At 41.4% G+C, this 22,042-nt stretch carries 19 protein-coding genes and 1 pseudogene; 10 read left to right on the top strand and 10 right to left on the bottom strand.

Annotation, left to right across the window (positions count from 1 at the left end; translation table 11 throughout):
- Positions 1–328: 328 nt before the first annotated feature.
- On the top strand, positions 329–565 hold the full coding sequence (locus tag RMX89_RS23010) for a hypothetical protein (protein WP_322690571.1): 237 nt from the start codon (positions 329–331) through the stop codon (positions 563–565).
- 143 nt (positions 566–708) lie between these two features.
- Here the strand turns inward: RMX89_RS23010 and nadB are convergent, their stop codons facing one another.
- On the bottom strand, positions 709–2,379 hold the full coding sequence (gene nadB, locus RMX89_RS23005) for an L-aspartate oxidase (protein WP_322690570.1): 1,671 nt from the start codon (positions 2,377–2,379) through the stop codon (positions 709–711).
- A 149-nt stretch (positions 2,380–2,528) separates the two neighbouring features.
- Entirely contained in the window at positions 2,529–2,957 is a 429-nt protein-coding gene (gene psbU, locus RMX89_RS23000) for a photosystem II complex extrinsic protein PsbU (protein WP_322669903.1), read from the bottom strand.
- Between the two features lie 313 nt (positions 2,958–3,270).
- Here psbU and RMX89_RS22995 point away from each other — a divergent pair, with 313 nt between their 5' ends.
- Entirely contained in the window at positions 3,271–3,447 is a 177-nt protein-coding gene (locus RMX89_RS22995; RefSeq protein ID WP_322690569.1) for a hypothetical protein, read from the top strand.
- A 229-nt stretch (positions 3,448–3,676) separates the two neighbouring features.
- Here RMX89_RS22995 and RMX89_RS22990 read toward each other — a convergent pair whose 3' ends face one another.
- On the bottom strand, positions 3,677–4,456 hold the full coding sequence (locus RMX89_RS22990) for a DUF3120 domain-containing protein (RefSeq protein WP_322690568.1): 780 nt from the start codon (positions 4,454–4,456) through the stop codon (positions 3,677–3,679).
- A gap of 446 nt (positions 4,457–4,902) precedes the next feature.
- On the opposite strand from RMX89_RS22990, the gene RMX89_RS22985 reads away from it, so the two are divergent.
- The 7 genes from RMX89_RS22985 to RMX89_RS22955 all read left to right on the top strand — a co-directional run bounded on the left by RMX89_RS22985 (position 4,903) and on the right by RMX89_RS22955 (position 15,866).
- Positions 4,903–5,727, top strand: coding sequence for an undecaprenyl-diphosphate phosphatase (locus tag RMX89_RS22985; RefSeq protein ID WP_322690567.1), 825 nt, complete (start codon positions 4,903–4,905; stop codon positions 5,725–5,727).
- Positions 5,728–5,973: 246 nt separating this feature from the next.
- Positions 5,974–7,299 (top strand): TIGR03279 family radical SAM protein, encoded by a 1,326-nt coding sequence (locus RMX89_RS22980; RefSeq protein WP_322690598.1) that lies wholly within the window; start codon positions 5,974–5,976, stop codon positions 7,297–7,299.
- A gap of 942 nt (positions 7,300–8,241) precedes the next feature.
- Positions 8,242–11,073, top strand: coding sequence for a family 10 glycosylhydrolase (locus RMX89_RS22975; protein WP_322690597.1), 2,832 nt, complete (start codon positions 8,242–8,244; stop codon positions 11,071–11,073).
- Between the two features lie 500 nt (positions 11,074–11,573).
- Positions 11,574–12,557 (top strand): hypothetical protein, encoded by a 984-nt coding sequence (locus tag RMX89_RS22970; RefSeq protein WP_322690566.1) that lies wholly within the window; start codon positions 11,574–11,576, stop codon positions 12,555–12,557.
- A 14-nt stretch (positions 12,558–12,571) separates the two neighbouring features.
- The gene (locus RMX89_RS22965) at positions 12,572–13,783 is read left to right on the top strand and encodes an EAL domain-containing response regulator (protein WP_322690565.1); all 1,212 of its coding nucleotides are present in this window, start codon (positions 12,572–12,574) and stop codon (positions 13,781–13,783) included.
- A gap of 157 nt (positions 13,784–13,940) precedes the next feature.
- Positions 13,941–15,284 carry a sorbosone dehydrogenase family protein gene (locus RMX89_RS22960; protein ID WP_322690564.1) on the top strand — a complete coding sequence of 448 codons (1,344 nt, stop codon included), beginning with the start codon at positions 13,941–13,943 and terminating at the stop codon, positions 15,282–15,284.
- 174 nt (positions 15,285–15,458) lie between these two features.
- A complete protein-coding gene (locus tag RMX89_RS22955) occupies positions 15,459–15,866 on the top strand; it encodes a phosphomannose isomerase type II C-terminal cupin domain (protein WP_322669909.1) in 408 nt (135 codons plus the stop codon).
- Positions 15,867–15,998: 132 nt separating this feature from the next.
- Here RMX89_RS22955 and RMX89_RS22950 read toward each other — a convergent pair whose 3' ends face one another.
- The 7 genes from RMX89_RS22950 to dndE all read right to left on the bottom strand — a co-directional run bounded on the left by RMX89_RS22950 (position 15,999) and on the right by dndE (position 21,761).
- Positions 15,999–16,757 (bottom strand): HEAT repeat domain-containing protein, encoded by a 759-nt coding sequence (locus RMX89_RS22950; protein ID WP_322680417.1) that lies wholly within the window; start codon positions 16,755–16,757, stop codon positions 15,999–16,001.
- A 186-nt stretch (positions 16,758–16,943) separates the two neighbouring features.
- The gene (locus RMX89_RS22945; RefSeq protein ID WP_322690563.1) at positions 16,944–17,510 is read right to left on the bottom strand and encodes a GNAT family N-acetyltransferase; all 567 of its coding nucleotides are present in this window, start codon (positions 17,508–17,510) and stop codon (positions 16,944–16,946) included.
- Between the two features lie 21 nt (positions 17,511–17,531).
- Positions 17,532–17,720 carry a hypothetical protein gene (locus tag RMX89_RS22940; protein WP_322690562.1) on the bottom strand — a complete coding sequence of 63 codons (189 nt, stop codon included), beginning with the start codon at positions 17,718–17,720 and terminating at the stop codon, positions 17,532–17,534.
- A gap of 187 nt (positions 17,721–17,907) precedes the next feature.
- The gene (locus tag RMX89_RS22935) at positions 17,908–18,330 is read right to left on the bottom strand and encodes an ABC transporter permease (protein ID WP_322665288.1); all 423 of its coding nucleotides are present in this window, start codon (positions 18,328–18,330) and stop codon (positions 17,908–17,910) included.
- Positions 18,315–19,607, bottom strand: coding sequence for an AmpG family muropeptide MFS transporter (locus tag RMX89_RS22930; RefSeq protein ID WP_322690561.1), 1,293 nt, complete (start codon positions 19,605–19,607; stop codon positions 18,315–18,317). Before RMX89_RS22930 ends, RMX89_RS22935 begins: the two co-directional genes overlap by 16 nt.
- 255 nt (positions 19,608–19,862) lie before the next feature.
- Positions 19,863–21,311 (bottom strand): DNA phosphorothioation-associated putative methyltransferase, encoded by a 1,449-nt coding sequence (locus RMX89_RS22925; protein ID WP_322690560.1) that lies wholly within the window; start codon positions 21,309–21,311, stop codon positions 19,863–19,865.
- A 63-nt stretch (positions 21,312–21,374) separates the two neighbouring features.
- On the bottom strand, positions 21,375–21,761 hold the full coding sequence (dndE, locus tag RMX89_RS22920; RefSeq protein WP_322669915.1) for a DNA sulfur modification protein DndE: 387 nt from the start codon (positions 21,759–21,761) through the stop codon (positions 21,375–21,377).
- Positions 21,762–21,866: 105 nt separating this feature from the next.
- Between dndE and RMX89_RS22915 the strand changes: the two are divergent.
- A pseudogene (locus RMX89_RS22915) lies at positions 21,867–22,001 on the top strand (four helix bundle protein); the annotation flags it as partial.
- Between the last annotated feature and the right edge of the window lie 41 nt (positions 22,002–22,042).

Here is a 22,042-nt window from a genome sequence, read left to right as displayed (position 1 = left end):
TCATGATTTATGGAACATAGTGTTTATACTTAAAAGTATTAAGATATTATTAATAAATAATGAAGTACTCAAAAAGCTGGCAGTAAATCATTGACATATCTAACTTGAGACTGATGTAAAAATCGCCTATTTGAAATACCACTTAAGTATGGAAACTATTTAATATCGGCAAATTAAGGTTAATCGACAAGAGAATACCACAATGATTTGTACAGTACTAGCAATAATTTCATAAAGTTAAAATACTTTTTTTGAAAAATGCAGTAAATATACGGTAGTAGTTAAAAGTGCATTTTAAAATAAAAAACTAGTAAATTTACCGAAATAAATGAAGAGTAACTTCCGAATCACAAAGTTTATCATATTCTGCATAGGTGCTTATTTACTGATCCCAAAAATTGCCGATTGCACAGGTATATTCAGTACTGCAAGTGCTAATTCTTTTGGCCCTACTAGCAGTAATACCTTAATCGCCCGCAAGGTCAATTCTCAAAATTTACAAGACATATACATTCCACCAAATTATGGTGGTCCCGACAGTCATAATGGTAGCGGCACTCGCTGATGGCAATTTTGAATTTTAGATTCTGGTGAGCAACGCGATGAATTAACTACCGTCTTGGACACCACATCTTTGTACTTAACAGCTGATTCCAAGATGTTGTACTTAGGGTTGCGAAAACCATCAGGCTATTTAAGGTAGTTTATTCAAGACAATAGTGGAGATTTCCACCAATGATTTGTTTGTATAAGTGTGTGAACTTGCCAATTTGAGTCTGGTTGAGGATAATCTAAACGGAAGTGTCCGCCTCGGCTTTCGGTTCTAAAAGCAGCACTTTTGAGAATTAAATCAGCTACATCTATTAAATTGCGGGTTTCTGCCCAAAGTCCCAATTGCCGTTCAACATCTGGTAGGTCAAAACTAGCGGGTTCTGCTGGACGTAAAGCAAGCAAGAATTGAGTTAAAGGCAAGGCGGCAAAATCTTGCTGCCAAGATTCAATAGTCGCGATCGCACTTTCCAGCCTTGATTGCTCCCGACAAATACCAGCACTTTCCCACACTAGACGCGGTAACTTCTCCCTGAGTGCTTCTAGCTGTGCTTGTTGGATGTGCCACTCACTAGGATCGGCATTAAATTTCCGTAACGGCAGCACTGGTATTTCTGAGGATAGCCCATCTAACTTAATATCAGCCATCTGGGCCCCAAACACAATACATTCTAACAGGGAATTACTGGCAAGGCGATTTGCTCCATGTACACCAGTACTAGCGGTTTCACCCACTGCATACAAACCAGAGATATTTGTGCGATTCATCAGATCCGCAACAATTCCACCCATCCAGTAATGGGCAGCTGGCGCTACAGGAATTGGTTCGTGGAAGACATCAACTCCCCAATGCTGACAAACTTTGATGATATTGGGAAAGCGCTGACGAATTTTGTCAGCGGGGATGGGGCGCATATCTAACCACACATGAGCAGTAGCCAAATCAACGGCAGTACGTTGTAAATGGCTGAAAATTGCTCTACTGACAACATCTCTAGGCGCAAGTTCACCCGCAGGGTGATAGTCAAAAGCAAAACGCCGCCCTTCATTATCGATGAGATGTGCCCCTTCACCGCGTACAGCTTCGCTGATCAAGAAGCGATCGGCACCAGGTTTAGTGAGAGCAGTCGGGTGAAATTGGACAAATTCTAAATCGCGGAGGATAGCCCCAGCACGAGCTGCGATCGCTACCCCATCACCGGTACTCACTGCCGGGTTAGTGGTTTGGGCAAATACCTGACCGCCGCCACCGGTTGCTAGTACCACAGCACCAGCTCTTATCCAGGTGATTTTACCTTGATAAAACAGGCTAATTCCCTGACAGCAACCTGTTTCGGGTTCAATCCACAAACTCAAAGCCAAAGCTTGCTGAATGACTTGAATATTTTGGCGACGTAATACTTGAGCGGTGAGGGTAGTAGTAACTTCTCTGCCTGTAGTGTCAGCAGCGTGGAGAACACGGCGGCGAGAATGGGCGGCTTCCAAAGTTAAAGCTAAGGCTTGACCATGACGGTCAAAAGCTACCCCCAAGTTAACTAGGGATTGAATGCAGCTAGGGGCATGTTCGGCGAGAAATTCAACAGCGGTGTGATCGCATAAACCTGCACCCGCCTGGATCGTATCTTCAATGTGCAGCGTGGGAGAATCTTCTGGCGCGATCGCTGCGGCAATGCCACCTTGTGCCCAATCACTAGCGGATAAAGCAACGGTTTCTTTGGTAATCAAACCGACTCGCAAGGATTCTGGCAGACATAGCGCTGTGTATAGTCCAGCGGCACCAGCGCCGACTACTAAGACATCAAATTGGCTGGGAATATCTATCTGAGACAAGGTAATGTGTAGGGGGAAGTGAGGAGTTAGAAGTTAGGAGTTAGGAGTTTTGAATTTTTAACTCATAACTCCTAACTCCTAACTCATATCATCTCCCACTCCCTAGAATCAGGAGTGGGCTGCTATTTGCTACATTAACTGCAATTCAGTTATCTGTAGATACCGTTGTTAAAGCGATCGTCTCCTTCATTGAAGGCAGGCTCTAGGTCTGTCACGGTGAATTTATCGAGGTTGGCTTGCAGGGTTTGTTTTTGGCGATCGCTCAATCCTGGAAGATCCAATACATCCTCTACCTTTTGGTAGGGAGCATTGGTGATGATTTTCTTAGCCAAGGTAGGATAAAGCCCTGGAAACTGTTGAAAAGCTCGGACGTTGGTATTATTCAAATCAATTTTTTTACCAAATTCCGTTCTTAGTTTAGCGTCTGCCCGATTCTGCCGCTCAATTGCCAGAACTGGGACTTGGGGAAAAGCAAAACTGTTGAAACTAGCAGCTTGGGCTATCTGAGTTGTTCCCAACCATCCCCAGCAACTAAGTAACAAGCTAAACACTGTTAATAAACGCGCCAATCCTTTCACGATTTTTCTACCTCTTTCCATCAAACAGCAATAAAAGTTTTAAGCTAACAACAGTTATTAGTCATTAGTCATTAGTCATTGGTCATTGGTCATTGGTCATTGGTCATTGGTCATTTGTAAAGGACAACTGACAAGGGACAAAGGACAACTGACAAAGGACGAAGGACAAAGGACAAAGGACAAAAGCTGATAGCTTAGTCAACACAGCAGTCATCAGAAACTAATATACAGCGTATTAATATCCACAATATTTACCGTTACTGGGTTTGACTATACTTTTGCCAAAAATTTTCATCGTGGAAAGAGTGCCTGTATGGCTGCAATAGCGTTACATCGACGATTCCAGCAGCATTCTCTGCTTGGCGAAATCTTTTCGGGGTGGCTGATTCTACCTTTCAAGCAGACACAAAACTGCACGATTTCTAAGATCGAAAACCTTGCCAAAAAAGACTTGATGCCGATCGATTTTTATGTAATATTTCTTAACTAATTAATCATCTACAGCATCATTTTTGATATGCCGTAGATTGGGCTGGGAAAAGTTTCAGTAAGAGAAGCCCACACGCTCATTGCAACATCAACATATAATAGGACTCGTATTTGATTTTTGAAAAAAACTCAGTACACTTTTATTCCTTCTTCCCTGTTCCCTGTTCCCTCCCTACGCAAATAATTTCTCCGAATCAAAATGGATTCCTATATAGTGTCTCCTACCTTCTTCACGCTGCGATCGCAGCTAACAAAAATAGGCTGTCTACCAAAATTGTGCTTAAAACTGCGCCGCCAAAAGCATACCAGTGTCTTTGATTTCGACCTAAAGCTGAAATTCCTACTGTTAATAGCACTACGGCGAGAATTATCGCCCAAGTTTGTCCCCAAGGTGCTTGTACTTGTATGAGAGCATTTTGTAAGATTTGCGGTACTACATCTGCATCTACTCTCATAATTTGCCGCCAATAGGGCATCAAATCTACTATATAAAAATATACATCTGTTAAAACTGTACCGAGTAAAGAACCTAAATAAAACCAGTTACCTACCTTGCCCCAATTCTTTGCCAGACACCAGCAAGCAAACGGTAAACCGATAAATTCCACAGGCAGATGCCATAAAGGTTCCCAACGTAACCAACCCCAGTAAATCGCTCCTGCTAACCAACTCCAGCTAAACCCCAAGAGCAAATCGCCCCAGACGTAAGTTGCAGGACGTGACATTAATGCAAAACTGAGCCACACCCAAAATCCTGTCATCGCTAAACTCAGACTTGGTAGCGATCGCACTATTGGCGCTTCTATAAATATTGGCACTGTTACCAAAAACACCGCTGCTGCAAACACTAACCAAGTTTGTCGGGTAGAAGGAGATAAGGGTAAAGAGGAAGAAAGGGAAAGTGTAGATTCCAATTGTCTGATACCGTTTTGCGCAGTATCAGCTAAATCCAACTCAGTATCAATAGAAGGGGTAGAAACGCTGTAGGAAGACAGTGTATTATTAATCAAAGTTTTTAATATTTGTTACTAAACTTTATTTTACTTAAGATATCACATTTTCAAATCCCCCCCTGGGGCATTGTAATTATACTAAAATTTTCACAAGCGCTGGTGCAAACCAAACAAAACATTCTGCGCCAGACGAATCCATTAAAGTTCCACTGATACAGAACTCCTTTGTAGTTCCTTATAAATAAGGGATTACACAGAGGTGAAAAGTCAGCTGCTATGAGTCTGCTAAATATTAAAATTTGATGAATTTTTCAAATTGCGTTGACTTATTGAGGCGGGTGTAAGAACATAGTCAGCGTCTTCGATGATGTTTTCGATCGGTCAAATTGAGTTTTCTATAAGATTGGGTGCAATAGAGAGTATATAAAGCAACATCATCAGCTAAACTCAGCCAAACAATGTTCATCACGATCTCTATCACACGAAAAAGGTATTAATTGTATATGGAGTTTATTCAAGCTTTTATTTTAGGTATTGTTCAAGGTATTACAGAGTTTTTGCCAATCAGTAGTACTGCACATCTTATAATTTTTACCAAGGTATTTGGTTGGAAAGAACTAGGTTCTAAAGATTTTGTTGATGCGATTCAATTCGGCAGCGTTATCGCAATTGTGGGGTATTTTTGGTCGCTGATTTATAGTATTGTCAAAGGTGGAGTCGAAGCACTAAAAGCCAAAGACTGGCAACGCGAAGAATGGAAGATTCTTGTCGGTATTGTCGTCGGAACACTGCCGGCTTTAATTTTCGGCTTCCTTTTGAAAGATATTTTACCTGAGAGTGCATTAATTATTGGCATAATGTCAATTATTATGGCACTTTTACTAGCTCTAGCAGAAAAAATTGGCACTCGTAAGCGCGGTTTTGAGTCATTGCAGATTCAGGATGGTATTTTGGTTGGATTGGGACAAACACTTGCCTTGATTCCGGGCGTTTCTCGTTCTGGTTCGACGTTGACAACTGCCTTATTTTTAGGATTAGAACGTGCTACAGCAGCAAAATTCTCATTTTTGTTAGGGTTTCCAACTCTTACCATTGCGACGCTGTACAAAAGCTTGAAAATATTCAAGTTGTTTCAAGCTCACCAGTTGCCAGATAACATTGTTGCACTGTTAATTTTAGGAATTATTTCAACCTTTATTTTTTCCTACCTATCAATTGCATTTTTGATCAAATACTTAGCAACCAAAAACACTTTGGTCTTCGTATGGTATAGATTAGCGTTCGGTAGTGCAATCTTACTAGCGATCGCAGCAGGTTGGAAAGGATAATATTCATTAGTCATTAGTCATTAGTCATTAGTCATTTGTCCTTTGTCCAAAGCAAATGACTAGAGCGATCGCTCGGTTGTATGTAATACAATCTAACCTCACTTCCATTCCTCTCTCCTAAAAGGAGAGAGGCTTTAAATTTTACTCACCAACGCGACTAGGGAAGAGGCTGAGGTTAAGTCTGTATTAAACTCAACTAAGAAACGCTATAATGCCCAATGCCCAATGCCCAATGCCCCATTCCCCATGACTACCATTCATCCTGCTCGAATTACCAAAGTTCTTCCAGACTCAATAGCCGCAGAGATTGGTTTTGAAGTTGGGGATGCGATCGTTGCAATCAATGGTACACGTCCCCGCGATTTAATTGATTATCAGTTTTTGTGTGCTGATGAAATTTTAGAATTAGAAGTTTTAGACGCTACTGGTAAAACTCATAGCTTGGAAATCGAAAAAGATTACGACCAAGACTTAGGACTAGAATTTGAAACTGCCCTATTTGATGGCTTAATTCAGTGTAATAACCGTTGTCCTTTTTGCTTTATCGACCAACAACCACCAGGTAAGCGCACCAGCTTGTACTTTAAAGACGACGATTACCGCTTAAGCTTTTTGTACGGCTCTTATCTTACCCTGACCAATTTACCAGAAAGAGAATGGCAGCGGATTGAACAAATGCGCTTATCTCCGTTGTATGTTTCTGTTCATGCCACGGAGCCGGAAGTTAGAATTAGACTCTTGAAAAATCCTCGTGCAGGACAAATCTTGCAACAACTCAAGTGGTTTCAAAAAAGACGGCTACAAGTTCATGCTCAAGTAGTTGTTTGTCCTGGTATAAATGATGGCGAACATCTAGAGCAAACCTTAAAAGACTTAGCATCCTTTCATACTGGTGAAGTGCCTACGGTGGCATCGGTGGCAGTTGTGCCAGTCGGATTGACAAGGTTTCGGCCTCCAGAAGACGAACTTACACCCGTAACCAAAGAAAAAGCGAAAGAAGTGATTTCTCAAGTGCGAATACTCTCGCAACAATTTCGTCAAAAGTTTTCCTCTAACGTCGCTTGGTTAGCTGATGAGTGGTTTTTGATTGCAGGTGAAGAATTACCGAGCGAATCTGAATATGAAGAGTATCCCCAAATTGATAATGGTGTTGGTTCAATTCAGTTGTTTATCAAGCAATTTGCAGCCGCGGCAACAGAATTACTACCGCCAAAAGTTTATCCTCAGAGAAAATTAACTTGGGTAGTAGGCAACGCAGTAGAAAATGCCTTTGAACCTATCTTGAAACGGTTAAATTCTGTTGAAGGATTAAAAGTAAATATGCGTGCTTTATGTAGTGATTATTGGGGACAGAGTATCACTGTCACGGGATTACTAACGGGTCATGATTTGCTGTTGAACTTACAAGGACAAGATTTGGGAGACGGAATTTTACTACCAAATGTAATGCTCAAACATGGTGAATTGGTATTTTTAGATGATATGAGTATTGAAGAATTAGCCTGCAAACTTGAGACAAAAATTTTACCAGTAGGAGGAGTTGAAGATTTAATCAATACTTGTATTCTTTAAGCTGTTTTTGTTAGTCTTTTAGTTTTATAGTAGTTTCCAGGTGGATGAAGTACATAGCAAAATTTCACCCCCGATCCCTATTCTTGTCAAGAAAATGCTTTGGGGGTGTGGTTATCTGTTATAAACGTTTTTTGAATCAGTATAATTTTAAGCTTTTCAACTCAAAGCAATTTTTTTGTATCCAAAGATTTTAATGTTAAATACAAAATTGATAAGCTTTACATTTAATAAATTTTGGTGATTGCAATTGCGACTGTTGAAATTATTATCTTATTTTATCTAAAAATTTCTGGAAAAATTCGTGAAAAATTATTGTTAGTTTAACTCTGGCGATCGTCAAGAGTAATAATTAGACTTATTACACAAATACAAAATCTGTCTTCATCCGCCAACCCGTTCTCACAATTTTGGCAAAAAGGGAGCCGAGCCAATTTCAAAGTACCTCTCCCAAGCTTGGGAGAGAGATTTAGGGTGAGGGCTTTAAAATGCACTAGTATTACTTTTTTAACTCACAAAAATCCTGAAAAATAGATAATCAGAATAAGAGTGGCATTTTTTATTTTAGGTTTAAATAAAAAATCTCTGCAATTGCTCAAAAGCCTATTGGAATTGGTAAACACAAAATTTTCTAAAAAGCTAATCATCAATAGAATGAAATTCCCAATGTAATAGCTAACAATTTCTATAGAATCGCCTGGGCAATTTGAGTATCCATCTTGGCATTTTTTACTGCTTTTGATAGGCTAGATTGATGAAAGTCATTCACTAAGTACTTCTACGAAAAGCTTATAGGAATTCTATTTTTTTTTTAAGTTCAAGATTAGCTTACTTAAGCCGAGTGAGAATCTCAGTAAACTTACTAGGATAAAGCTCAAGTCCTATATTCTGTACTAATGAATTCTGACTAATAACTAAATTAATTAATAATGAAGTGAGGAGTCACTGGTGAATTATCAGGAAAACCAAAAAGATATAAGTTTAAAAATTAAAGAAGCTAAAAGATTATTTATTTTAAGTTGTGAAATTGTAGTTTTAAGTTTTTTGAGTATTTTGCCAGCAACGGCAGCGACTGAAGAACCCGTATTAAGCGTAGTGTATGGGCAAGAAAATGTAAATCAATGGAGAGGGATAAGCGATCGCTTACAGACAACAGGAGTGAAATATTGTGTAATTTCCCTAAATGATGTCAAGAGTGGGGCAGATTGGGGCGATCGCCGCGTATTATTTTTGCCAAACGTCGAGACATTAACACCAACTCAAGCGATCGCTCTAGAAGACTGGATGAGTAAGGGAGGGCGTTTGATTGCTAGTGGGCCTGTAGGTAGTTTATCATCGCCAGGAGTACGGCAATTATTGCGATCGCTCTTGGGAGGTTATTGGGGATTCAGCCTTAGTGACACAGAACAGATTCAAGCTGCAAAAACCAGGATTCCAGAATGGGCAAATCAAACTGGACTATTTGGTAAAGTGCGCGGCGGCGTTGTGATTCCTAATGATATGGGCACTGAATCTCCTGTTGTTTGGAATTCCAAAGATAGTCCGGCCGCAGTCGTGACAACTGAGCGTTCCACCTTTTTGGGCTGGCGCTGGGGAACAGATACAGCCTCCGCAGCCGAGTTGGATAATGCCTGGTTAAAAACTACTATCAATCACTATTTAACAGCACTAGCGCCATCAAATCGCACCAAAAAAATACCAGGAGGTTCCCAAAGCTGCTCTACAACTGTTGCAGCTGCGCCCTCAGCGCCGGGGAGCACAGAGGCAGGGGGGCAGAGGGGCAGGGGGGCAGAGGGGCAGAGGGGTAGTTCATCTCCCTTATCTCCCTCATTGACTCCTCCTAAAACTGCCACTGCTCCTATACCTAGACCTTTGCCTATGGTCAAACCTCCAAGTTCTCAGGAGGCTATTGACCAATTAGAACAAGCGGTGCGTTTGGATGTTGCACCCAACTCCAACGAGCCGATTGATAACAACCAAGCGATCGCTCTCCAGCAAGAACTAGAAAATCTGATTGGTCGGGTGGAAAGCGCTCATTTAGCGGTGTTAGCTGATGCGGCTAATGTTGGCGAAACAATATCTGAGGGTGAGGGAAAACAGTTTTCTAGGAATTTGAACACCCCCCAGTCTGTCAAAGAACAGCCAACACAATTAGCCTCAACCAAACTGGGGGCGTTAGCCATAAGTAAAGACCAAGTGTTAGCACAAGCAAGGCTAATTGCTAAAAATTTACCCCAATTGATTGCTCAAAAAAACTACGCTTTGGCTCGTCAACAGTGGCTGACTGCTAAAACAACTTTGTGGCAGCAGTTTCCTGTCGATCGGAAACTAGCTCAACCAGAAATTCGCGCAGTTTGGTTAGATCGGGGAACGATTGTTCGCGCTGGTAGTAAGGCGGGACTGGCACAGATTTTTGATCGCCTCGCCCAAGCCGGGATTAATACCGTCTTTTTTGAAACTGTTAACGCTGGCTATCCAATTTATCCAAGCCAAGTCGCAAAAGAGCAAAACCCATTAATTCGTGGGTGGAACCCACTGGAAGAAGCGGTGAAACTAGCTCATGAGCGAGACATGGAATTACACGCTTGGGTGTGGACTTTTGCTGCTGGCAACCAACGTCATAATGAAATTCTCAATCTTAATCCTAATTATCCAGGGCCAGTACTGGCGGCTCATCCCGACTGGGCAAATTACGATAATCTAGGCAACATGATTCCCGTTGGTCAGACCAAGCCATTCTTCGATCCAGCTAACCCCGAAGTGCGGCAATACTTGCTCAAGCTGTATGAGGAAATTGTCACTAAATATAAGGTGGATGGTTTACAGCTAGACTACATTCGCTACCCTTTCCAAGATCCATCAGCAGGTCGAACTTATGGCTATGGGAAAGCTGCAAGAGCGCAATTTCAGAAACTTACTGGTGTAGATCCAGTGAATATTTCTCCTAGCCAAGCAGATTTGTGGCAAAAATGGACAAAATTTCGCACCGAGCAAGTTGATAGCTTTGTCGCCCAAGTATCACAGCAGTTGCGACAAAAGCAACCGAATTTGATTTTGTCGGTTGCAGTATTTCCTTTGCCAGAACTAGAACGGATTCAGAAAATTCAACAAAATTGGGAAACTTGGGCAAAACGGGGGGATGTAGATTTAATTGTTCCCATGACTTATGCTCTTGATACTTCTCGATTTCAACGACTGGCCCAACCCTGGATTGCCTCTAAACAATTGGGAGCTACCTTGTTGGTGCCGGGAATTCGCTTACTTTCTTTGCCAACCATCGGGGCATTCGATCAACTCCAGTTGGTAAGGGACTTGCCAGTTAGTGGTTATGCACTATTTGCCGCAGAGAATTTTAACAACGATCTCCAAAAACTCTTTAGTAACACCCAAGGTAGAATTCAATCTACAACAAGTGAACCGATTCCTCTGAGTCAGCCTTTTCAAACTGCCGCCATCCGTTACACCGCGCTACAACGGGAATGGAAATTTGTTTTCCAAAATGACCAACGACCAAGACCATCTCAAAAAATTTCAGATTTTAACAACCAGGCAGAAGTTTTACGCAGTGCTTTAAATCAGCTTGCCGCTTCTCCTTCTGCTAGTAAGTTACTCGTGGCGAGAGCCTCTCTAACTCGGTTCCAGTCACAATTTCGGGTATTGATGAGCCAAGAAATTAAGTCGAATTCCTATCAAGTCAAAGTTTGGGAAAATCGGCTCGTAACTATAGAAAGGCTATTACGTTATGGCGAACGGCGGTTGCAGTTACGTCCTTTGTGAAGAGGCAGAGAAGCGGGGAGACAAGGGGACAAGGGGACAAGGGGACAAGGGGACAAAAGAAAACTCCTAACTCAGCACGGGCTAAACCTTAGCTTTCCGCTAACAGCACTCAAAACTGTTTTGCCCAATACTCAATACCCAACTAGCTGGATATAAGCTAGTTTGTAATTCTTAACACACTTTTTGTAGTGTTTGTATCCCAAAAATTACTAGTTGTTTAAGGTCAAAATATTGGAAAATACTTAGATAAGCAGCTTTAGATAACTATTATTTGATGATAGCTATCGTGAAAATCTATGCAAACTTTACCTCAGCTCATCAGCCTACAAAGCTTAGAGTTAAGAATTGACTGTTTGCTCCTGATGGTTGTGTTAAAAACATCACTATTAAAGTAGATGCTATTTATACAATTGACTACGCTTACGCACTGGTATAGCACAGGGTAAAAGTATCTTGTTTTTTCATCTTCGTAGGTAGTAGGGTACTTCAGCAAGCATGATATGGTACTGTTTATAGCTTCTGAAACTAGCTTGAAAACAGCCAATACTTTTGAAGTTATGCATACCTTAGTTATGACATTTAACATGTCAGAATTTTCAAAGATAGTCTCAGTGCTATCACGGTTGTGCCAGCATCAGTTGGAACTACTTCAAGTTGTAGATAAGCAACGTAACATTGTCGGTAATATTACTCCTGAAAGCATCTATATCTGTCAAGCACTGGCACAAAAAACAGAGAAAACTAGAGGTAATGCTAGTATTGGTTCCTTGGAGGTAGAACATCAGATTTTCGTTGAGAGACAATTACTCAAGCCCCAATGGTTACTAGTACGCGCTATAGTACGTAAAGCTACGACAAGCAAATACACTCACTTCATTGAACTTTATGAGGGAGATTTGGACTTTTACCGTAAGTCTAATAAGGTCATGCAGACAAAGAAGCCCAAATATCACATAATCATGACTGAAATGTTGAATGATGTGTTGATTATTGGCCAGTTAGAAGTAGGAAAATTAGAGTATAGACCAACATACTTCAATTTGGTTGAATACAGCCGACAATTGCCAGAACAAATACAGATGAATCTGGGCTATCGGCGCTTGATTGTTTTCATCAGTAAATATAAATTTGTAACCTGCTGCATCGATGAAAAACTTTTGGCACACATCTTGATTAACTTGTTTTCAATTTATATTAAATCTTTCTCTGGTGATAGCAATTTCAAGTTGAATTTACTTAGCCAATATAGACAAACCTTATTTGAAATTAAAGATTGGCAAATTTGTATTTTCCAAGAAAACATAGGAAATATTCTTAAATCATTTTATCGCGCTAGCAATGGTGTTAATATACTAGATGCTAGATTAAAAATGACAATTTTAAAAAATTGTGGAGATATCTACAAAGTTAAAATACTTAAATTACAAAAAACATTTTTTTGTAATAAGTATTACTGGATACTGTCGGAAAACAATAAGATATAAATATGAGGTAATTTATGCCAAAAATATTAATAATAGAAGATGAAGAAGCAGTCCGGGAAAACATTTTAGATTTGCTAGAAGCTGAGGATTTTGAAACTATTGCTGCGGCTAATGGGAGAATCGGGGTAAATTTGGCTATCTCCGAAGTTCCTGATTTAATTCTTTGTGATATGATGATGCCAGAAATTGACGGTTATGGTGTGCTCACAGCATTACGTCAAGAACCATCTACGGCAACCATTCCCTTCATCTTTCTCACTGCCAAATCTGCTAAATCTGACTTCCGTCAAGGTATGGATATGGGTGCAGATGACTATATAACTAAGCCATTCACTCGAGCTGAGTTATTAAGTGCCATTATGAACAGGTTGGAAAAATACGCTACTTTAAAAAGGTATTTATCTTCTCAGACTGTCATTAATAACTTGTCTCCAAAAATGCAGTTGTTAGAAATTAGCTTACACCGAGCTATAAAACAACATAATTTTCAAGAATTTGAAATTTATTATCAACCAATAGTCGATATTACATCTGGAAAAATAGTAGGTGCTGAAAGTTTATTACGCTGGCAAAGTCCAGAGTTAGGAATGATTTATCCAACAGAATTTATTCCGTTAGCAGAGTCTACAGGTTTAATTGTTCCAATTGGGAAATGGGTATTAAAAAGGGTATGCGAACAAATTAAAAGCTGGCGTGATGCTGGAATTGATTCATTGATTGTTGCTGTAAATCTGTCAGCAATTGAATTTAATCAACCAGATTTCATTCATAATATAGTTAATTTTATATCCGTGAATAATATAGAACCACATGACCTAGAACTAGAACTCACTGAAAGTATGATTATGCAAGATGTCAATAGTGCGATCGCTACTATGAGCAAATTGCAATCCTTGGGTATAAAAATTGCGATCGATGATTTTGGTACGGGTTACTCTTCTTTGATTTATCTGAAAAACTTACCAATAAATACATTAAAAATAGATCGTTATTTTATCCATAATGTTGCTAATGATTCGCAAAAGTCAGCCATCGCTAAGGCATTAATTCAGATGGCTCACAATCTCAATTTAGATGTAGTGGCTGAAGGTGTAGAGACAGAACCAGAACTAGGTTTTTTACGCCAATACAAATGTAACTCTATGCAAGGTTTTCTATTTAGTCGTCCCTTACCAGCAGCAGAATTTGAAAATTTTTTGTTCACTAATAAATGTTTGTATGTGTAAACATTGAGCATTGGTCATCGGGAATAGAATCTAGTTACTAGTGCTTTATTTTTGAATTATTAATAGGTTGACAACTAAGAAAAATCAAACTTTTGACTGGCGACAATTATTAAGCCTCAGGTCTAGAGTAGGAACATTGTGTATAGTGTCTACCACCATGAAAGTTCCTGCGCGTTTTTTGCTGCCAGTTTTTTTAATGATTTTGGCAGCAGCCTGTAACCAGACTCGCGCTAACTCAGATAATCCCACACCTCAAAAATCCGTACCTTCTGCCCAACTGACACAGAATCCTACACAGCCGAAAAATATTGTCCGTACTGAAGTACTTTCACCTACACCCATCCGAATCAATCTAAAGAATTTACCAGCACCCTTCGCAACAGAAAGCGCCTCCAAGCGGCCTGAAGTTGTGCCCATTCCTGAAAATCCGGTGCTGCGTGTACCACGAGGCTTCACAGTAAATGTCTTTGCTGAAGGTTTAGATGCCCCACGCTGGCTAGCTTTAACCCCCAGGGGTGATGTTTTAGTGACTGAAACCGGGCAAAATCGGATTCGTCTATTGCGTGACAGCAACGGCGATGGTGTCGCTGACGTTCGAGAAACCTTTGCTAGTAGTGATAACGGACTCAATAGACCCTTTGGAATGGCTTTTGCAGGTAATTCCTTTTTTCTGGGAAACACAGATGCTGTAGTGCGTTTTCCCTATACGAAAGAGCAAAACAAAATTACAGGTAAAGGGGAAAAAATTGCCGATTTGCCCGCTCAAGGTTATAACAACCATTGGACGCGCAATGTCGTTGTCTCGCCCGATCGCAATAAATTATATATTTCAGTTGGATCGGGAACCAATGTAGATGAAGAACCCCTACCACGGGCTTCGATACAGGTGATGAATTTAGATGGTTCCCAGCAGCAAACTTTCGCTTCCGGCTTGCGTAACCCTGTTGGTTTAGACTTTCATCCTGTAACTAAGGAACTTTATACCACTGTTAACGAACGGGATGGAATTGGTGATGATTTGGTGCCAGACTATCTAACACGCGTTAAACAAGGGGCATTTTACGGCTGGCCCTATGCTTATCTAACACCAAACAACCTCGATCCGCGGCAAAAGACGGATAACAAAAGTAAACGTCCTGATTTAGTAGCCCGAACTCAAACGCCAGATGTGCTGTTTCAGGCGCACTCCGCAGCATTGGGTTTGCAGTTTTATGATGGTAAAACGTATCCCAAAAAATACCAGAACGGTGCTTTTGCTGCTTTTCGTGGTTCTTGGAATCGCGATCGCGGCACTGGTTATAAAATTGTATTTGTTCCCTTTGATGCTAAAGGGCGATCGCTTGGCTACTACGAAGACTTTCTCACAGGATTTTTGCTAAATCCTTCTGTACCAACCACTTGGGGACGGCCTGTAGGTTTACTGGTGTTGCCAGATGGCAGTTTACTACTAACAGAAGAAGCCAATAATCGGATTTATCGGATTCAGTATACGGGGGAGTGAACAATTCACGCCTTCAAACATTTAAAAATTCACGGATAGAATCTGTTGCCTCAAGTAAAGTTAGAGCAGTTGTCATCAATAGAGACGTTGTTACTGCATCTCCCTACCCAGGTTTATCTCGTTTACGGTAAATTACTGATAAATACTAATACTTATCTGGTTGAGAAATTAATTATGACTCCCAATGAAAATAATACCCAGTCAAATATCAACGAATTGTCTCCACATTCAGGTACACGATATTGGGGTGAGGTAGAGGTAATCGAGGAGGGAGAAACTTATAGAATTAGTCGTGTGGAAATTAAGCCCAGGCACGGAATTAAACCACAAATTCATTATCACCGCAATGAACATTGGGTTGTAGTTTCCGGCGTGGCGAAGGTGACTTGTGGCGATACGGAAATATTACTGAATCGAAACGAATCAACTTATGTCCCGGCTGCAACACTACATAAAGTAGATAATCCTGGGCATATTCCGCTAGTTATTCTGGAAATTCAAAATGGTGAATATTTGGGTGAGGATGATACTGAGCGCCCTTATGACTTAAATTTGGTCAAACCTGTAGCTGAAGGACAGTAAGGGCTGAGTTAGGAGTTAGAAGTTGGGAGTTAGGAGTTAGGAGTTAGGATTGGAATTCAAGTGATTAATACCCCATGCCCAATGCCCAATGCCCCATGCCCAATGCCCAATGCCCAATGCCCAATGCCCAAATCAAAACCACCCTTCTTGTTCCAGCGTTTCAATTAGCTGTAAGCCACGGGGATCGCCCACTCCTAATAGTGAGGCTTTGGCGTCTTCTCGGACTCCCAAATCTTCGTCTTCGGCAAAGGCTTGAATTAGGGCATCGATCGCTGTGGCATAAACTACATTAGAAGGCAATTCACGGCACAGTTGACCAATTGCCCAAGCACTGTTACTTCGCACTGCTGCCACGGGATCTTGGACTAAGGCTTCGATTAATGGTGGTATTGCGCCTATCACTGCTTCATAACCGACTTCTGCCATTTGTGCTAAGGCGCTAGCAGCCCACAAACGCACTGCGGAAATGTCGGTTCTGAGAGCGTTTGCTAAAGGTGCTAAAGAACGGCGATCGCGACAGTTTCCTAAAGCCCAAACTACACCTTTACGCACATAGCCATTCCAATCACTGTTTAGTTGAGCAATTAACGGACTCACTGCTTCTAAACTGGGATTGCGTCCGATGCCATAAGCTGCACTTACCCGCACCAAGGGACAGGTATCAGTTAACAGGCGAATCAGATGGGGGGTAGCACGGGCATCTTCTATATCACAAAAAGCACGTGCTGCTAACATTCTTTGCTGGGGCTGGGGATTTTCCAGCAAGGCTAGCATCACTTCTGGATCGGGCTTGGCCACAACTGATTCGGCAGTTAGCGGCTCTATTTTATCTAAGGGGCTTTCTAGCTCCTCCTCAATATCCAGTAGGCTTAGATCGTCTTCGTCATACATAATTTGATTTCAATCCCGAAAAGGGATTAACACATAATCCCCCGCGCTAATAAGTTAAAGCTTTATCTTTATATTTATATATATTAGTTGGGTTCTTATACATTTTCCTTTCTTCCTCGTTGAGTTTTATGCAAACGAGAACCTCCATAACTCAGATGCAACAGTATATTATCGCTATCCTTGAGTTTATTTTTCTGCACTCAGGAATTTTACCATCCATAGGGATTGGGTTTGATAGCCTAACTGATTATAAAGATTCAATGCGGGTTTGTTTGATTGAAATACTTGCAGTCCAATCTGGCGATCGCCTCTTTGAATAGCCCAATTTTCCACATATTCCATTAAAGCTGTACCAATACCCCGCCGCCGATGTTCTGGTACAACGTAGAGAATAAAGATGTGAGCATGACGGTTCCCATGTACTTGATCTATGGCATTGCCCACCCAGAGGCAGGCTATGGGGGGATGGGCATGGGGCATTGGGAATGGGGCATTGGGCATTGGGATTGAATCTTCAATTTTGAATTTTGAATTTTGAATTTTGAATTGATTTCTCCCCTGCTCCCCCTCCTCTTCTACCCACCACAAGGGCGTATCGCTAGAAAAGTATTGCTTAACTGTTTGCTCTAAGTGGGAAAAATCCTCGTTGGGAAAGAGATCCTGGTAAGTTCGCTGCATGAATTTGAGCAGCAGCGAACGCTCTAAAAGGGAGCCACGGCGAATAATATATCCAGGTAATAGTTGCTCAGACACTACTGATATTTATTGACTTAGCTAGATCGCGTTATGTGTTGCTGAAGGTAAATCAGTTGGAGTAGGTTGAGAAGTTACCTGTACCTCTTCAATTGGTGCAGGTGCTGCCATATCGGACGGTAAAAAGATCCGGGCGCTGACTGCCACTAGAGCAAAAACAAATACCAGTACTACAAGCAGTGGGGCGATGTATTGACGAAAAATAGCCATATTTTAATTGTAAGAAGCTAGGAACTTTTATGAGAACCTAGCTAAAGATTTGTGAAGTATTCTTGATTTATTTTAGCAATTTTCTGTGCATAGGAATTGGGAATTGGGAATGGGGCATTGGGCATTGGGCATTGGTTATTAATTCTCCTTTACTCCCTCCTCTGCTCCCAAAGCCTCCCCTGCTTCCCTATTCCCTCTGGCGATCGCTTTCCAAGTCATCAAGTACTCTTTCGCAATACCAGTTCTCCGGCATCCCAGGATAAGTTTCCTTTGCCTGTTCAATTAACCGTTCGGCTGCGGCAGTGTCACCAGATAATTTAGCTATCAGCCTGTTTTTGAGATAGCTATCAGATAAACCCTCCTCTACCTGGGTTGGTATCCCTTGATTGATGGTTGATGGAGTTGATGGGCGGGATTGTTCTCTTCGCAATTGCCAAAATAAAACGTAATAAAGCGTACCAAAAATTAAAATTAGGCTGAGTGTTCCAAAAAAAGTTAAGAGGTTAAATGCTAAAAATCCTAGAACTAACTGCGAGAGAACATAGCCAAGTAATAAACCAGTCAGTAAGAGGATGAATGTGCCGACAGCAATAACTACTTGATTCCCCATATATCCTCTTCTTCGTCCTCAAGTCCTGGTCTGGATACTGCCACTGGCTGAGGGTTCCAGGGGGCAAATACTGGCAATAGGAATAGTCCTGGTATAGCGGCGGCGATGGTAATTAAGAAAAATATAGGCCAACCCGTGCTTTGGGCGATCGCGCCTCCAGGGGCCGCCAGAATATCACGACTGACAGCCATTAAGCTGGATAACAAAGCATATTGGGTAGCGGAAAATCGCTGGTTACAAAGACTCATCAAAAAGGCAACAAAGGCTGCTGTCCCCAATCCACCACAAAATTGTTCTACGTTGATGGCAAGTACCATAGCTTGGTAGTTTTGACCGATATATGCTAGAAAAAAGTAAGCTAAATTACTTACTGCTTGTAGAATACCAAAAACCCAAAGCGATCTATTGATGCCAATAGCACTCAAAATTGAACCACCTGCTAAAGCGCCAACAATCGTCGCAATTAACCCCATCCCCACTTGAATTGCCCCAATGTCGGTTTTGGTAAAACCAGTTTGCAGCAAAAAAGGCGTGGTCATATTGCTCAACAAAGCATCGCCTAGCTTGTATAGAGTGATGAATGCAAGCATTAAAATAGCTTTGATAATCCCTTGACGCTGAAAAAATTCCTGAAACGGCAAGATGACAGCATCAGCAAGAGAACTTGGAGGGCTAATTTCCTGGGGTTCTGGTGCGAACAAGGTGGCAAGAATACCAATTACCATCGTTCCTGCCATAAACAAGTAAACCGATGACCAAGGCAGTTTGTCAGCAAGTATCAAAGCTAAAGCACCTGCGATTAACAGGGCAATTCGATAACCTAAGATAAAAACTGCTGCACCAGCCCCCATTTCTAGTTTTTCTAAAACGTCGGTACGGTAGGCATCAGCAGCGATATCTTGAGTTGCACTGATAAAAGCGATGACTATGGCGTTGATGGCTAGTAGCTGTAATGCTTGTTTGGGTTGTTGGAAAGCCATGAATGCGATCGCTATAATCAAAGCAATCTGCGTCAAAATTAACCAACCCCGTCTTCGTCCCAAAATTGGTAAGCTGAATCTGTCCAGGAACGGCGACCACAGAAACTTCAAGGAATAAGGCAAACTAGCAAGGCTAAACCAACCAATAGCGGCTAAGTCTACCTTTTCTACGGTCATCCAAGCTTTTAAGGTATTACCAATTAACAATAATGGTAAACCCGATGAAAAACCTAAAAATAATAAAGCCGCCATCTTGCGACTACCGAAAACTCCCAGCAGCGATTTAATTTTCCTCATATTCTCAACTTTTTGCCTCTTTTGAGGAAATATCAATAAAATCCAACGAGGAAATGTAAAAGCATATCATGTAACTATTACCTATAAAGGTTTGAATTATCCGAGCGGCAGCAGTTCCTTATATAATCCCGATCGGGGATTGAAATTTGCTACAGCTGCTGTGTAATTTATCGCAAATATGACAAACTACCAAGATTTACTTAGGTTAAATACAAATTCAGGATAACCTTATAGGTCAGCGTTTTCTTAACTTTCTTAAATTGAATAAACCTGATGCCCTCTGATTTCGACTCTGTGTGCAGTGAGGCATTTTTCCCAACCTTCACGAGTGCCGATATCGCTTTTACCCTTGAGCAATCCTAATTTCTCTTCTTGTTGGGTGAGTTTAGCAAATTCTTCGTAGCGTGGGTAGTCGCTAGTAACAAATGTTTCCTTTCGGTGCAAAATCGGCGGATTTGCCCTAGTTTCGTAGTCTCGGTGAGTGATGAATAGGGTTTTTAAGTCAATACCGATGCTGGCTTTTAACGCCGGGTGGGGATTAGTATCGAAGTCGGGGTAAAACAGGTAGGATATTTGCGGCTTATCAGTGTGATATTTTATTAATGTAGCCCCATCTACACGCCCAATGGTGCGGCTAGCGCAGCCTTCACAAATTCGTAGCAAGGGATCGAGTGCTGCTAATGCTGAAACATGGACGTAAAGCGCACCGCGCGTATGTTTACCAATTTTGCTTTTTTCGCAAGCAGTTTGAATTACTCCAGATTTACCCAAGCTGAAAAGCTTTTGGTCGGCTACAAGGCACGCTTCCTCGTAGCTACTAAAAAAGGCTTTGATATCGTGACGCATTTCTGGAGCTAGCTTTTGCCATGCGGGACGTTTATCAAAGTGAGTCAGGGCGAGATAAACTTGGATATCCAGAGAACGACGATAAGCGATCGCATCCCATTCAGCCTCATCAGTAGCTTGCAAAACTACACCAAAGGCGCGGCGAAAGTTACCAAATTCCCTCAGTAATTCTTGCTCATTTTCCAATTCGCCTTTCACAGGTAGTCTACCGCGCTTGGTAAAAAAAGCCATGAGTGGTTGCAGCTGTTCTTGATAATCTTCAAACCGCTTAGTGGGGATGCGGACTCGCGGTGTAGAAGTGGTAGAAAAAAAGCGGATAGCTTTGTAACTTTCTTTTTCCGCTTCATCTCGAAAAACAAAATAGACTCCTAGTGCGATCGGTACTGCATCAACATTTAAAACTTCATCAATATAAGTTTTGAGTTCTTGTTGTTCGTAATATTTCTGAAAAGTATTGCGGCGCGTCACAATGCCATCATTGTAAGCAAGTTGGGTTTTACTGGGAGCATTAATCAGGATTTGAGCCGCGACAATTAAAACTTTCCCGGTGAGTTCCCAAGCTTGGATCAAGCTTTGACGGCGTTCCTCTGAGTCTTCAATGACGTTGAGGACATAGCCCAAGTTGACCACATCGGCGGGAGTGCGTGGGACATCGGGATAGTAGTAAGGATCCCAGCCTGTGCTGGTGTAGCCTAAGTTTTTAACTCGTTGGACATCACCACCATAGCCGCAACCGTAATCAAAAAAAGTGGTGTCTGGATTGAGGATTGCCCATTCTATTGCCAATCGCACGGGGCGAGATATGTCAGTGCGAGCGATCGCAGCTCTATGACGCTCAATTTCTAGCGCTTCAGGCATAATACTAATTCGTAATTCGTAATTCGTAATTCGTAATTAAGACAGTTAGCAGCTAATATTCTTTCAAGGTTTAACAGCCAGTTCAATTAAATCTTCAATTTTCTTGATATTTGGATCGCCTGCTAAGTAGCCAATTCCGCGATGCAAATGTAACCGAAATTGGGTAGCAAGGGTTTCTTTGTCAATAGAATAACCGTCATTATGACAGCGTTGCTTGAGGGCGAGGAGGAGTATATCAGACATTTCCCCGCCAAAGACGCGCCAACTCATTTCGACATTACTATCCTGGGGAATTGGGACGGGGGAGGGTGTGGTTGCTTCTGCGAGGGAACGACAAAACGCCCAACGGCATAGGATATTCCATTGATCGATTTTGGTGCTGCGCTTAAGTTTGGTAAGTTGGTCTTTGGCTGTTTGAGACAGTTTTATTCTTTCGATTGGGGATTCCATAATAATTCGTAATTCGTAATTCGTAATTCGTAATTTATTTAGACTAATACTGTAATTTTTATTTTAGATGGGGGAAACATAGATATTAAGATTTAAAAGAGAAATATGGTAACTAATAGTAGCATTACTGACAGGACAAGAAGTTTTGCGGTAAGAATTGTTAAAGCTTGTTGCTTTTTAGATGAGAAACCTGGAGTTTATCGAATTCTCTCTAAACAATTACTTCGTTCTGACTTTTCCCGTTAAGTCTCTTTTGCAAGCAGCCAACCTTCACAAAGGTC

The organism is Nostoc sp. DedSLP04 (genome assembly GCF_034530775.1).
GTDB lineage: Bacteria > Cyanobacteriota > Cyanobacteriia > Cyanobacteriales > Nostocaceae > Nostoc.
The sequence above is the reverse complement of the archived record's forward strand: the minus strand, read 5'-3'. Positions and strand labels throughout refer to the sequence as shown.

Coding starts and splice junctions, on each gene's coding strand:
- RMX89_RS22980 (WP_322690598.1), top strand. CDS start 5,974: ATGACTACCATTCATCCTGCTCGAATTACCAAAGTTCTTCCAGACTCA.
- RMX89_RS22970 (WP_322690566.1), top strand. CDS start 11,574: ATGGTACTGTTTATAGCTTCTGAAACTAGCTTGAAAACAGCCAATACT.
- RMX89_RS22960 (WP_322690564.1), top strand. CDS start 13,941: ATGAAAGTTCCTGCGCGTTTTTTGCTGCCAGTTTTTTTAATGATTTTG.
- RMX89_RS22995 (WP_322690569.1), top strand. CDS start 3,271: ATGGCTGCAATAGCGTTACATCGACGATTCCAGCAGCATTCTCTGCTT.
- RMX89_RS22965 (WP_322690565.1), top strand. CDS start 12,572: ATGCCAAAAATATTAATAATAGAAGATGAAGAAGCAGTCCGGGAAAAC.
- RMX89_RS22930 (WP_322690561.1), bottom strand. CDS start 19,607: ATGAGGAAAATTAAATCGCTGCTGGGAGTTTTCGGTAGTCGCAAGATG.
- RMX89_RS22925 (WP_322690560.1), bottom strand. CDS start 21,311: ATGCCTGAAGCGCTAGAAATTGAGCGTCATAGAGCTGCGATCGCTCGC.
- RMX89_RS22950 (WP_322680417.1), bottom strand. CDS start 16,757: ATGTATGACGAAGACGATCTAAGCCTACTGGATATTGAGGAGGAGCTA.
- dndE (WP_322669915.1), bottom strand. CDS start 21,761: ATGGAATCCCCAATCGAAAGAATAAAACTGTCTCAAACAGCCAAAGAC.
- RMX89_RS23010 (WP_322690571.1), top strand. CDS start 329: ATGAAGAGTAACTTCCGAATCACAAAGTTTATCATATTCTGCATAGGT.
- RMX89_RS22985 (WP_322690567.1), top strand. CDS start 4,903: ATGGAGTTTATTCAAGCTTTTATTTTAGGTATTGTTCAAGGTATTACA.
- RMX89_RS22940 (WP_322690562.1), bottom strand. CDS start 17,720: ATGGCTATTTTTCGTCAATACATCGCCCCACTGCTTGTAGTACTGGTA.
- RMX89_RS22955 (WP_322669909.1), top strand. CDS start 15,459: ATGACTCCCAATGAAAATAATACCCAGTCAAATATCAACGAATTGTCT.
- RMX89_RS22935 (WP_322665288.1), bottom strand. CDS start 18,330: ATGGGGAATCAAGTAGTTATTGCTGTCGGCACATTCATCCTCTTACTG.